Origin of the sequence: Chitinophaga sp. CCNWYY40 (genome assembly GCF_037483205.1) — a bacterium.
Taxonomy (GTDB): Bacteria; Bacteroidota; Bacteroidia; order Chitinophagales; family Chitinophagaceae; genus Chitinophaga; species Chitinophaga ginsengisegetis.
The window spans coordinates 115851-128842 of record NZ_JBBHLF010000008.1; the positions used below are offsets into that span (position 1 = coordinate 115851).

A 12992-nucleotide genomic window follows, 5' to 3' on the forward strand; every position below is an offset into this window, starting at 1 on the left:
TTAGTTACATCACCGGTGTTTTACCGCCATCAACCGCGGTGCTGGTGCCTGTAATATAAGCCGCAGCGGGCGATGCCAGGAAGGCTGCCAGCGCAGCTATTTCACGGGCTTCTCCAAAACGCTGCATCGGAATTTCTTTCAGCCATTCTGCTTCTATTACTTCCGGAGATACGTTACGGGCGGCAGCGCTGCTCTTAAATAATCCTTCCAGCCGTGCGGTAGAAGTAGAACCGGGCAATACATTGTTCACCGTAATGCCATGCGGCGCCAGTTCTGTGGCAAGCGTTTTAGACCAGGCAGCCACTGCCCAGCGGGTAGTATTGGATACGCCGAGATTTTTTATCGGTGCTTTTACAGAAGTGGAAATGATATTGATAATACGGCCAAAACCGGCACTGATCATACCCGGAACAAATATCTGCGCCAATGCCTGGTTACACAGCAGGTGTTGTGAAAAGGCCGCGGTAAATGCCGTTGCGCTGGCGTCTAAAATAGGCCCGCCTGCAGGCCCGCCGGTGTTGTTAATGAGTATATGCACGGGACCGCGAGCAGCTATCTTTTCCGCTGCTGCTGTTACCTGGGCTATATCTGAAAAATCAGCGATGGCATAACTGTGTTGTTGCCCGTTGGAAGTACTGAGTGTGGGCAGCACCGATTTTAAGCTGTCTTCATTTCTTGCAAATAGAATACACGTAGCGCCTAACAATGCCAGTTCTGTTGCAGTGGCCAGTCCTATTCCCTGTGAGCTGCCGCACACCAGCGCTGTTCTTCCTTTGAGTGAGAGATCCATCCGTGATAGTTTTATGTACAATTTAGCGAAAAATGTTTGATGCATATAAAAGCAAAGGGAAGGCCATTGAGCCTTCCCTTTGCTTTTATATTTAGTAAGATAATGTTATACGCGGACGTAGATCTTTTTCCTGTCGAGAATAAATCCTACCACCCAGCAGGTGAGCATGAAGGCCAGTGAAAACAGCAGCGATCCAAACTTGCCTGGCGACAATGGCTGGAAGATAGTGTCGTTGATCCATTTATAGAGCGACACGCCATTGACCATAAAGAAATAGAACAGGATGGCCAGTACTTCCGACAGCAGGTAGAGGAACAACGGGTTTTTACCGAACACCGTAAAGAAGCCGGTGCCTTTGGTGACGCCGAGGATATCTATCACAAAAATCAGGAGTGATAACAGCAGCAGGTCTATCCCGATGGTGAGCAATACATAGGAGCTGGTCCACAATTTTTTATTGATAGGGAATACCGTGTTCCATGCATATGCCAGCAGCAGGAATAATACGCCGGCGCCAACCATACGGAGTAAGCCGGGTTTTGTTCTGCCCTGTTGCTGAACAAACAGGCCGGTGTAATACCCTGCCACCACGTTTACTACAGCAGGAATGGTGCTGAGAATACCTTCCGGATCAAAGGCAATGCCTTCGCCATGGTACATGTGGTTATCTCCCAAAATAAGTTTATCGAGCAGGATGCCGGCATTGCCGCCCATGCTGTACTGTTCGCCGGGAGTACCAAAATACCACATAACGCCCCAGTAACCCAGGAGGAATACGGCACTGACAATCCATACCACTTTCTTAGAGCAGTAGTGAATCAGGAGAGAAGCAATACAATAGCACAATGCAATACGTTGCAGCACACCCAGTATGCGGGTATGACTAAATGGTTTGAATTGAAGCCCGGTATCGGTATGTTCTACAAACGGGAACCAGTACATCAGGTACCCGAGCAGGAAAATGATCAGGGTGCGTTTGAAAATCTTTCCCAGCACCGCTGAATTTCCCAGTTGTTCGTATTTCCTCATGCTGAAGCTCATGGCGTTGCCCACAGCAAAAAGAAAAGAGGGAAATACCATATCGGTGGGTGTCCAGCCATGCCAGGCAGCATGGTCAAGTGGCCAGTAAGTTCCACCAGTGCCGCCTGTGTTCACTATGATCATGAAACAAACAGTCAGTCCGCGGAATACGTCCAGCGGTAAAAAGCGTTGAGAGCTTTGTGTCATTTCCCTTTAATTGTATTGGTTGATAAGATGGTAAGGATAGAAAAGAGCGTTGAGCTGCCTACAATATATACATCTAAATGTCAAAATCCAAATATGAATTCTTTCCGGAAAAACAAATTGAGACATATCGGCTAACGTGAGACACGTATAATCACTATTTTGGAGACTCCACTAAAAAAGTTACGTTATGAATTACAGATTTATTGCGTTGTGCGTGGCCGTGCTGGTTCAGATGAGCTGTAAGCAGCCCGAAAAGGGGCTGTGGTCAAAGGAAAGGGCCAATGCCTGGTATGCGGGTAAAGACTGGATCAGGGGAAGCGATTTCATTCCCAGCACCGCTATCAACCAGCTGGAAATGTGGCAGGCCGCTACTTTTGATACCGCTACAATTAACCGGGAACTGGGTTATGCAGAAGGGATCGGGCTGAACACCATGCGGGTGTATTTGCATCATGTGCCCTGGGTGGTTGACTCCGCGGGGTTTAAGCAGCGGATCAGTACCTACCTGGATATTGCAGACAGGCACCACATCTCCACTTTATTTGTGTTTTTTGATGATTGCTGGGACAGTACTTACCAGGCCGGCCCGCAGCGGGCGCCAAGACCGGGCATCCACAATTCCGGCTGGGTGCAGGACCCGGGATTGGCTATCCACCAGCGTCCTGCGCTTGTGGATACTTTGGAGAGATATGTGAAAGATGTTATGACTTCTTTCGCCGACGACAAGCGGATTCTGTTATGGGACCTTTATAATGAACCCGGTAACTCCGGTCATGGTAACAAAAGTTTGCCCCTGCTGGAAAAAGTATTTGCCTGGGGCCGGGAGGTAAATCCTTCACAGCCATTATCCGCCGGGATATGGGACTGGAAGCTGAAGGAGCTCTCCAAATTCCAGGAAACACATTCCGATGTAATTACCTATCACAACTATTCCCCGCCGGAAGAGCATCAGCGGGATATTGATACCCTGCGTCCGTTGGGAAGGCCGCTTATTTGTACAGAATATATGGCCCGTACTCGCAGCAGCCGTTTTGATAATATTATGCCGTTGCTGAAAAAGGAAAATATCGGTGCCATTAACTGGGGGCTGGTAGCGGGTAAAACCAATACCAAATATGCCTGGAGCACGCCTATGCCGGATGGAAGCGAGCCTCCTACCTGGTTTCATGATATTTTCCGGCCGGATGGAACGCCTTATAGTGAAGAAGAAGTGAAAGTGATCCGCGGGTTAACCGGTAAGTAATGATGGTTGCCGGCTTTCCTGGTACAGGAAGCCGGCAGCTAATACTATTTTGAAAATCCTCTTCCCAGTACTTCATGTACTTCGTGTATTACCACAAAGGCCTCCGGGTCGGTTTCCTGCACCAGTGATTTAAGTCGCATCAGCTCCTGTTTGCCGATCACTACATACAATACTTCTTTTGGCGCGCCGGTATAGGCGCCATGCCCGTGCAATACGGTGGCGCCGCGTTTCATTTCGCCGGTGATTTTTGCCGCAATGGCTTCCGTGCGTGCGGAAATAATGGTGATGGCGCGTTTGGTGTTAAGACCATCCACGATATAATCCACCGTTCTGGCGCCAATGTATACGGCAATAAAAGTGTACATGGTTTTTTCTATGCCTATAATAAAGGAAGAAGCCATGATCACAACAATGTCGAAAATGAGCATGGCGTTGCCCAGTGTCCATCCAAAATACTTGTTAAATAGCCGGGCCACAATAGCCGATCCGCCGGTGGTGCCGCCGGACAGGAATACCAGGCCAATACCAATACCTACCAGCAGCCCCGCAAAAATAGCAGCCAGCAAAGGATTGGTGGTAACCGGGGCGAGTTTGTTTTCTGTGAGATACAGGAACAGGGAACAGAACAGGATGCCGAGGATGGTATATACCATACTTCTTTTATCCAGGAGCCGGTATCCCGTTACAATGAGGATAGCATTGATGATGAAGTTGGTTACACCCGGCGACCATCCCCAATAGTAGTAGGTTACAATGGTGATACCGATTACGCCTCCCTCAGATAATTTGTTGGGGATGGCCAGGTAGTTGATGCCTGCTGCAAAGATGAAGGCACCTGCTATAATGAGTAAAATGTTTTTCACATGCTCTTTCATGCCGCAAAAATACGCTTTTGTCGTACGCGGACGCTGACTCACCCCTCCGGGATAAAACAAAAAATCGCAAAAAAAATTGCGCAATTATTTGGAATTAATAAAACTCGATGTATATTTGTCTACCAAATCAGTAGACTAATAAAATCTACCACCACAGGGAAGCATCAGGCAAACGCTTCCGGCATCCTTTGACCACCAGCAAGGTGTTGCTGCCATCATTATTGAAAATGTGTAAATAAAAAATACACTATGAAAAGGCACACGCTAACTAGTGGAATGCGTTACCACACGCAAAATATCGTGGTAAATATCACCTGTCCCCGTTACATTCAAATGGCGGGCTGTTATTGCAGCCGCTGTTGAAAAGAAAATCTTGCGTTCTGTAAGCTGTAAATAGAATGCCTGGTCAGGCTTGCGGGAAAGGTGTGCTGCAAATTTATTGGTGGTAAATTTATCAGCAACGTACCTCCCCGCATCCTCCTGGCATTTATCAACTGAAATCTTAAACCGGTCTCTCTCATTTTATTTAACATGAAAGCAATCATCAACTGTTCAGCCTTGATGCCTTTACCCGGCAGACCGGTAATAACAGCTGTGTAAGATAATATAACGTATACGGATACACGTATTACGGGTGTATTGGTAACGGAATAGAATTGGGTTACTATCCATTGAAATTAAACGATCAACTTCAGTTCAAAAGGGGCGTTGTCTCAAACAATACTGGTGGGTTTTGTCGGCAATTGCCCCACGGACTGAAGCCATCATCGGATCATTAAAGACTGCTTCCAAACCAACTGTTATTAAGATATTATCCGGAAGCGGTCGGGCAACATACGAAGTAACGTATACGCCTATACTTTTTTCGGAAAGCCTAATTAAAATGAAGGAACCACTTGTTTTCAGGTAAGGTCCCCAGTGCCAGCAAGTCCCGACACGTGTCGGGACTTCTATTTTTAATACTATCTCCATTATATATATTATAGCCTGTTCCATTACCCCGGTTTCATATACCCCGCCCCGTTATCCATCTCCCTGAAAATATATTTTCAGAAACCTTATGGAAAATATTTTACTATCTCATCTAATTAAAAAACATATTACCATGGACTCAGCTAAAATCCCGGGGAATGATTTCCTCGACATTCTCTTCTATGGAAGGAACAAAGATTATGGGGCCTATGAATTACGCAGTCGCTACGACCGGCGTGTTCGCAACGCAGTAATGGGCACCGCTTCTATTATGCTGGTAATGATCGGCGGCTACGTGTTGAACAACACATTGATGGCCGCAGAAAATGTACACCGGCCTGTATTGGCAGAGAAAAAAATTGAATTACAGGCATTGGAGATCCCACCGGAACCTCCTGTTACCATTCCTCCTCCGCCAGTAACTTCAGCACCACCGCCAATGGCCGCTTCTGTCAGGGTAACTACACCGGTGATTGTTGATTCGGATGTTCCACCAGATGAAATGCCTCCGAAGAATGCAGATGTGGATGGTAAGATTGTGGGCTTTACTACCTCAGAAGGAGTGGAAGGAGGTATGGACATTGATCTGAACGCCAGTGGTAACGGCAATTCCGGCGTAATAACAGTAGCAAACAAAGCTGCCGATGCCGACGGCCCGCTCAATTTTGTGGAGATCATGCCCGAGTTCCCCGGTGGTGAACGTGCATTAGCAAAATATCTCGGCAATAATATCCGGTATCCACACCTCGCCCAGGAAAATGAAATACAGGGAATCGTATATATCCAGTTTGTGGTAAACCGTGATGGCACTATTTCACAGGTAAAAACAACAGGCGCAGCTAAAGGCGGTGGGCTTGAAGAAGAAGCGATCCGCGTAATCAGCAAAATGCCGAAGTGGAAGCCTGGTAGACAGAACGGACAATATGTGGCGGTATATTTTAACCTGCCGGTCAACTTCAAATTAAGCGGCAACTAAGTAGCCAGGTAGTTTCACGTTTCTTAATTCAATAAACACTTTTACTAATAACCCGGAAAAGTTCTGTCATCGTTTGACGGAGTGACTTCCTATATTATTATCTCTTTAATTCTTAATTCCTGTTTATCCGGCTTACATCCATTTAACCTGCGCATTCTGATTCCTGATACCAGTCCCGGCCCGCATATAGCGGCCGGGATTGCTTTTTAATAGCCCTGCTTCTTATTAGATAATATTCAAACATTATCACTTTCTGTAAAACAAAAATCAAAAATCTAAGAAATTAACATAATAATTATTAATTTAACAGCCGCTTAGTCTTCTTCTTTAGCACTATAAACGGATAATTAGTATGGAAGCGCCGGTAAATAATTCGCTGCAACAGTTCAAAAACCTTGTTGGGACCAAGTTTCAGCTGTATAATAGCCTCTTCACCTCTTTGCCTTTCCACCGGGTGGAAAAGACAGGGATCTTCCTGTCCCTGTTCCTGCTTCACTGTGAAGAAGGATATGCCAAAGGCAGCAGCCCCCAGGAAATTATGGACTCTTTTTTTTCCCAGTATACCACCTATACGGATGAAAAGCAACGAACAGACCTGTTGTTCCGCTTTGTGCAATACGCTGAAAGACAGGTAGTACTGTTTGATGCACTGGAAGATGCAGCGTTCCGGAATATCCGCGACCTGCAGGGCGCCGGTACTTTGCGCCACCTGCAGTCTGAAGTGATCCAGGAACAAGCCCAGGATAAACTAAAGGATAAACTGAAGGATTTTTCCGTGAGACTGGTGCTGACCGCGCATCCTACACAATTTTACCCCAGCGAGGTACTGGGTATTATCAACGATCTGTCTAAAGCCCTCATCGACGAAAATACCAGCCAGGTAAATATGTACCTGCAACAGCTGGGGAAAACACCGTTCTTCAAAAAAGAAAAACCCACCCCGTATGATGAAGCCATCAGCCTGGTGTGGTTTCTTGAAAATATATTTTACCAGTCGGCCGGCCGCATCCTGTCGTCCATCCGGGCGCAGTTTCCGGGCGCCATCAGCAGCGAGAACTCCGTGATCCGTATGGGCTTCTGGCCCGGTGGTGACCGTGACGGGAACCCGTTTGTGAAAGCGCCCACCACTGTGGAAGTAGCCGCCGCCCTGCGCGCATCTATTATGAAATGCTACTTCCGGGAAGTACGCAACCTGCGCCGCCGCCTTACTTTTAAAGGCGTGGAAAACGTAGTAGCTGCACTGGAATCAAAGTTATCCCGCAACCTCTTTATTCCCGGGCACAAAGCAGATATCAGCCGCCAGGAAATACTGGACACGTTGTCGGATATACGAAATACTATTATTGCCGATCTGAACGGGTTGTTTGTACATCTCGTAGATAACCTGATCAGCAAAGTGGAAATATTCGGATTGTTCTTTGCTTCCCTGGATATCCGCCAGGACAGCTCTGTTCATGAAGCCGTACTGGAAGCGGTAGCCGCTGAAACAACCGCGCTGCCGGATAATTATACCTCCCTGGGAGATAAAGAAAAGATCAGTGCATTACTGAATATAAAAGAAGCCGCAGATCCAATGGCACTGGAAAACCCGCTGCACCAGGATACCCTTCAAACCATTGCTTCCATTAAAGAAATACAGGCTGCCAATGGAGAAGAAGGCTGCAACCGTTATATTATCAGTCATAGTACCAGTGTACTCAATGTAATGGAAGTATACGGTTTGTTCCTCCTGAGCGGCTGGAAAAAAGAAGAGATGACGGTAGATATTGTACCGCTGTTTGAAACCATCGATGACCTGCGTCATGCAGGACAGGTGATGAAAGAGCTGTACGAAAACGCTGACTACCGCGAGCACCTGCGTCGCCGCCAGTGCAAACAAACCATTATGCTCGGCTTCTCGGATGGCACCAAAGACGGTGGCTATCTCATGGCCAACTGGAGCATCTATAAAGCAAAAGAAGAACTCACTACTATCTCCAAAGAATATGGTATCAACGTGGTGTTCTTTGACGGCAGGGGAGGTCCTCCGGCCCGTGGCGGCGGAAAAACGCACCAGTTCTATGCCTCTATGGGCAGGAATATTGCCAATAAAGAAATACAGCAAACCATACAGGGGCAAACCATCAGCTCCAACTTTGGTACCGTGGATGCCGCACAGTTCAATATGGAACAACTGATACACGCGGGCATCAGCAATGAACTGTTCTCTTCCCGTGAAGTAACACTGAGCAAATCGGAAGAAGATTTGCTGCAATCACTTGCGGATGAAGGGTATAAATCTTACAATAAATTAAAAACACATCCTCATTTCCTGGCTTATCTCGATCATGCCAGCCCGTTGCGTTACTATGCGGAGGCTAATATCGGCAGCCGTCCCAGCAAACGTAATGCCTCTGCCAAACTCAATCTCAACGATCTGAGAGCAGTGCCTTATGTAGGTGCGTGGAGCCAGCTGAAACAGAATGTACCGGGCTATTATGGCGTGGGCAGTGCGCTGGAGCAGCTGGAAAAACAAGGTAAATGGGAAGAAGTACAGGCGTTATACGTGCACTCCCTGTTTTTCAGGACATTGCTCGATAACTGTGTAATGGCGATGAAGAAGAGCTATTTCCCGCTCACGGCTTACCTGGCTAAACATCCGCAATACGGCGAAGTATGGCAGATGATCTATAATGAATTTGAGCTGACAAAGAAATACCTGTTGTTGCTGACCAATGAGCCGGAACTGATGGCCGGCAGTCCGATTGACCTGCTGTCTATCCAGATGAGGGAAAGAATTGTGCTGCCTTTGCTTACCACCCAGCAATATGCGCTTACGCGTATCCGGGAGCTGGATTCACATCCCGACAACGGGCATGGCAGGGAAACCTACGAAAAGCTCATCATGCGTTGCTCTTTTGGTATTATCAATGCCGGCAGAAACTCGGCATAAAAATTATTCATAAATACAACTACGGAGTTATGTGGAAATAGTGACGGTGAACAACATCAGCTGCTATCTCCATATAACTCCGTAATTCGTAATTTGTATTTCGTAATTCTTCCCTACTTTTACACCTCCTTAAGTAACTTCTCTATATATGGCAAACAGCTTATATGACTTTGGAATGATCGGCCTCGGCGTAATGGGCAGAAACCTGTTACTGAATATGGCGGATCATGGCTTTTCCGTTATCGGCTTTGATAAAGACGCTGCCAAGAACAGCGCACTGGAAGCAGCCGCTACCCCTGGTACTACCGTTAAAGGTGTTGCAGAGCTGGCCACTATGGTACAGTTGCTGGAGCGTCCCCGCAAATTAATGATGCTGGTACCCGCCGGTCAGCCGGTAGATGACGTGATAGCTTCCCTGTTGCCGCTGCTGGAGCAGGGCGACGTAGTAATAGATGGTGGTAACTCCCACTATACGGACACTTTACGCCGTGTGAAACAACTCCGTGAAAAAGGTATCCATTTTATGGGTATCGGCGTTTCCGGTGGTGAGCAGGGCGCGCGTACCGGTCCGAGCATTATGCCCGGTGGCGACCTCGATGCCTATGCAAAGGTACAACCCATGCTGGAAGCGATTTCCGCCAAAGTAAAAGGTACGCCTTGTGTAGCTTACCTGGGTAAAGAAGGCGCCGGCCATTATGTGAAAATGGTGCATAACGGTATTGAATATGCCATTATGCAACTGATCAGTGAAAGCTATACCCTGTTGCAAAAGGGGGCTGGCCTCAACAATGATCAACTGCACGAAGTATTCAAAAGCTGGAACCAGGGCGCATTACAATCGTTCCTGGTAGAAATTACCGCAGATATCTTCCTCCAGAACGACGATAAATCAGACAAACGCCTGGTAGACGTGATCTCCGATAAAGCAGGTTCCAAAGGAACCGGTAAATGGACCTCACAGGATGCGATGGAATTGCCGGTAGCCGTTCCCGTGATTGATACCGCGGTAGCTATGCGCACCCTCTCCGGTTACAAAGAGCAGCGCCTGGAAGCAGAAGCGATCTATAAAGCACCGGAAAATACCATTCATGCCGACGCGGAAATGTGGATCAAACAGGTACACGATGCCCTCTACTTTGCCACCATCCTGAGCTATGCACAGGGACTGGCTATGCTGAGAGAAGCCTCCTCCGACCTGAAAATGGAAATCCCGTTACCGGAAGTGGTGAAAGTATGGAGAGGTGGTTGCATCATCCGTTCCTCCCTGCTGGAAATATTTACACAGGCTTACCAGAAAAATGCTGATCTGACCAACATCCTGCTGGATGAAGGCGTAGCTTATCTCGTACAATCAGTTGAAAGCAACACCCGCAGCGTAATTGCGCAGGCCGCCTCCGCAGGTATCCCTGTAGGCGGATTCATGTCTGCTTTATCTTATTTCGATGCGTTCCGTACCGGTCGCATGGCTACCAACCTGATTCAGGCACAGCGCGATTACTTCGGCGCACACACCTATCAGCGTATTGATATGCCAGGCACTTTCCATACGGAATGGCAGCAGCACTAAAAATGTTCATCTTTAATTAAACATATGCAGATCCATAAACGCCCGCCTGCATCCATCCTGTTCATATTCGGAGGCAGTGGCGATTTAAACTACCGGAAACTAACGCCTGCGTTATATAATCTCTTTTTAGATGACTGGATGCCGGAACAATTTGCTATTGCAGGTTTAGGCCGTAGTCCATACAGCAACGAAGACTATAATAAACACCTGCTGGAAGGAATCAGCAAGTTTTCCCGCCGGAAGGGCGAGCAGAATGGTCACTGGCAAGATTTCAGTAATCATGTTACTTACCTGCAGATGGATGCGGAAGATCCTGCATCTTACAGCAAGATCACCGATTTTGTAACGCAGAAGGAACAAGAGTGGGGCGTACATCCAACCGTTATCTTTTACCTGGCCGTAGCGCCGCAACTGGTACCGAATATAGCCACCCGTTTGGGTGAACTGAACCTTTGCTCTGATAAGCATTGCACCCGCATTGTAGTGGAAAAACCATTTGGTCATGACCTGCAAAGTGCGCATGAACTGAATGAACTGCTGGCGAAGAAATTTACAGAAGAGCAGATTTACCGTATTGATCACTACCTCGGTAAAGAAACTATTCAGAATATCCTGGCTTTCCGCTTCGCAAACGCATTGTTTGAACCGGTGTGGAACCGCAACTATATCGATAACATCCAGATCACTGCTGCTGAAAGCGTGGGACTGGAAGGTCGTGGCGGTTACTACGAAAGGGCAGGAGCGCTGCGCGATATGGTGCAGAACCATATCCTGCAGATCATGTGCATCCTGGCAATGGAAGCGCCGGTATCTTTTGATGCCAATGAAGTGCGTAATAAGAAAGTGGATGTGCTCAACGCTATCCGCCGTATTACACCGGATAAGGTGCATGAGCATGCCGTACGCGGACAATATTCTGCCGGCTGGATGAAAGGAAATAAAGTGGCCGGCTACCGCGAGGAAAAAGGTGTGGATCCCAAATCCAATATCGATACTTACGCTGCCGTTAAATTTTATATCGACAACTGGCGCTGGCAGGGCGTTCCGATCTATGTGCGCACCGGTAAATACCTTCACCAGAAAGCTACCAATATCATTATCACCTTTAAGGAAGCACCTCCTTATTCTTTCCCGATAGAAGCTGCACAAACATGGCGCCCTAACAGGCTCACCATCAGCATTCAACCGGAAATGGATATACGGATCCGCTTCCAGGCGAAACGTCCCGGACAAACCATGACGCTGGACCCTGTAGACATGACCTTTAACTACGATGCCGCCAATGGGGAGCATGCACCGGAAGCATACGAAACTTTGCTGCTGGATGTAATGGAAGGCGATGCTACCCTGTTTATGCGCGGCGACCAGGTAGATGCTGCCTGGAAAGTGATCATGCCTATCCTGGAAACATGGGAAAACCGCACTCCGCAGGACTTCCCGAACTATGCACCCGATTCATGGGGCCCCGACGATGCAGACGCACTCGTTGCCCGCGACGGTCATACCTGGATTAATTTACCTACTAAATAATAATTACGGACCATTTGTGAAAATGGTCCGTAACTTTTTTATCTTATGGAACTACATATCGCAAAAGATCCTGCTCAGCTGAGTGAAAATGTAGCCGCGTGGATCAGCAACTACATACTGGAAGTATTACAAACACAGGAACGGTTTACGTTTGTACTGTCTGGTGGTAATACGCCAAAGCAGCTATACAGCCTGCTGGCGAAAGCTCCCTACAACATGGTGATACCCTGGGAGAAAATACATTTTTTCTGGGGAGATGAAAGAGATGTGCCCTTTGAAGATGAGCGCAACAACGCCCGCATGGCATTTGAATCATTACTGGATAAAGTAAGTGTAAATCCTGAAAATATCCATGTAATGCGTACCGATATCGGCCCGGAAGAATCGGCTGCCGAATATGAAAAGATCCTGAAATCGTATTTCGGGAAAGATGATACCACGTTTGACCTGGTGTTACTGGGTATGGGAGACGACGGGCACACCCTGTCACTGTTCCCCGGATTACCCATTGTACACGAAAAGAAAGCCTGGGTGAAATCATTTTTCCTGGAAGCCCAGAATATGTACCGCATTACCTTAACGGCACCGGTAGTCAATAAAGCTGCCTGTGTGCTGTTCCTCACCACCGGCGCCAACAAGGCCATTACGCTGAAAAGCGTGATCGAAGGCACTTTCGATGCTGAGAAATATCCTTCCCAGTTGATCAGACCGGAAGAAGGTGAGCTGCATTGGTTTGTAGACGAAGCTGCTGCCGGCGCAATGGAAATTTAACAAAACATAAAGCAATTGCTGTAAAGGGCTGAGCGGATTAAGAGATCCACTCAGCCCTTCTGCTTTCTGCTTTCAGCTATTTTCTGTAGCTTGTGATTGTAACAACGAT

9 protein-coding genes are annotated in these 12992 nt (G+C 47.5%); 6 read left to right on the forward strand and 3 right to left on the reverse strand.

Translation table 11 applies throughout. The features are described 5' to 3' along the window. Positions 1-4 precede the first annotated feature (4 nt). On the reverse strand, positions 5-790 hold the full coding sequence (locus V7S65_RS28280) for an SDR family oxidoreductase (protein ID WP_336389172.1): 786 nt from the start codon (positions 788-790) through the stop codon (positions 5-7). 105 nt (positions 791-895) lie between these two features. Further along, complete coding sequence (locus V7S65_RS28285; protein ID WP_079470905.1) at positions 896-2017, reverse strand: acyltransferase family protein; 1122 nt, start codon at positions 2015-2017, stop codon at positions 896-898. A 187-nt stretch (positions 2018-2204) separates the two neighbouring features. On the opposite strand from V7S65_RS28285, the gene V7S65_RS28290 reads away from it, so the two are divergent. Further along, positions 2205-3260: a 1,4-beta-xylanase gene (locus V7S65_RS28290; protein WP_079470904.1), complete on the forward strand. Its 1056-nt coding sequence runs from the start codon at positions 2205-2207 to the stop codon at positions 3258-3260. Positions 3261-3304: 44 nt separating this feature from the next. On the opposite strand, the gene V7S65_RS28295 is transcribed toward V7S65_RS28290, so the two are convergent. Further along, entirely contained in the window at positions 3305-4135 is an 831-nt protein-coding gene (locus V7S65_RS28295) for a YitT family protein (RefSeq protein ID WP_079470903.1), read from the reverse strand. Between the two features lie 1105 nt (positions 4136-5240). Here V7S65_RS28295 and V7S65_RS28300 point away from each other — a divergent pair. The 5 genes from V7S65_RS28300 (at position 5241) to pgl (ending at position 12883) form a co-directional block, all read left to right on the forward strand. Next, positions 5241-6083, forward strand: coding sequence for an energy transducer TonB (locus tag V7S65_RS28300; RefSeq protein ID WP_336389171.1), 843 nt, complete (start codon positions 5241-5243; stop codon positions 6081-6083). 352 nt (positions 6084-6435) lie between these two features. Next, positions 6436-9015 (forward strand): phosphoenolpyruvate carboxylase, encoded by a 2580-nt coding sequence (locus V7S65_RS28305; protein WP_111577946.1) that lies wholly within the window; start codon positions 6436-6438, stop codon positions 9013-9015. 148 nt (positions 9016-9163) lie between these two features. After that, positions 9164-10582, forward strand: coding sequence for an NADP-dependent phosphogluconate dehydrogenase (gndA, locus tag V7S65_RS28310; RefSeq protein ID WP_336389170.1), 1419 nt, complete (start codon positions 9164-9166; stop codon positions 10580-10582). Positions 10583-10606: 24 nt separating this feature from the next. Then, positions 10607-12112, forward strand: a complete 1506-nt coding sequence (gene zwf, locus V7S65_RS28315; protein WP_079470898.1) for a glucose-6-phosphate dehydrogenase — start codon at positions 10607-10609, stop codon at positions 12110-12112. A gap of 45 nt (positions 12113-12157) precedes the next feature. Beyond that, positions 12158-12883: a 6-phosphogluconolactonase gene (gene pgl, locus V7S65_RS28320; RefSeq protein ID WP_111577944.1), complete on the forward strand. Its 726-nt coding sequence runs from the start codon at positions 12158-12160 to the stop codon at positions 12881-12883. The last annotated feature ends 109 nt before the right edge of the window (positions 12884-12992 follow it).

What these genes read in the sequence shown, in the direction of transcription:
- V7S65_RS28280 (WP_336389172.1), bottom strand. Translation starts at nt 790, where the DNA reads ATGGATCTCTCACTCAAAGGAAGAACAGCGCTGGTGTGCGGCAGCTCA.
- V7S65_RS28285 (WP_079470905.1), bottom strand. Translation starts at nt 2,017, where the DNA reads ATGACACAAAGCTCTCAACGCTTTTTACCGCTGGACGTATTCCGCGGA.
- V7S65_RS28290 (WP_079470904.1), top strand. Translation starts at nt 2,205, where the DNA reads ATGAATTACAGATTTATTGCGTTGTGCGTGGCCGTGCTGGTTCAGATG.
- V7S65_RS28295 (WP_079470903.1), bottom strand. Translation starts at nt 4,135, where the DNA reads ATGAAAGAGCATGTGAAAAACATTTTACTCATTATAGCAGGTGCCTTC.
- V7S65_RS28300 (WP_336389171.1), top strand. Translation starts at nt 5,241, where the DNA reads ATGGACTCAGCTAAAATCCCGGGGAATGATTTCCTCGACATTCTCTTC.
- V7S65_RS28305 (WP_111577946.1), top strand. Translation starts at nt 6,436, where the DNA reads ATGGAAGCGCCGGTAAATAATTCGCTGCAACAGTTCAAAAACCTTGTT.
- gndA (WP_336389170.1), top strand. Translation starts at nt 9,164, where the DNA reads ATGGCAAACAGCTTATATGACTTTGGAATGATCGGCCTCGGCGTAATG.
- zwf (WP_079470898.1), top strand. Translation starts at nt 10,607, where the DNA reads ATGCAGATCCATAAACGCCCGCCTGCATCCATCCTGTTCATATTCGGA.
- pgl (WP_111577944.1), top strand. Translation starts at nt 12,158, where the DNA reads ATGGAACTACATATCGCAAAAGATCCTGCTCAGCTGAGTGAAAATGTA.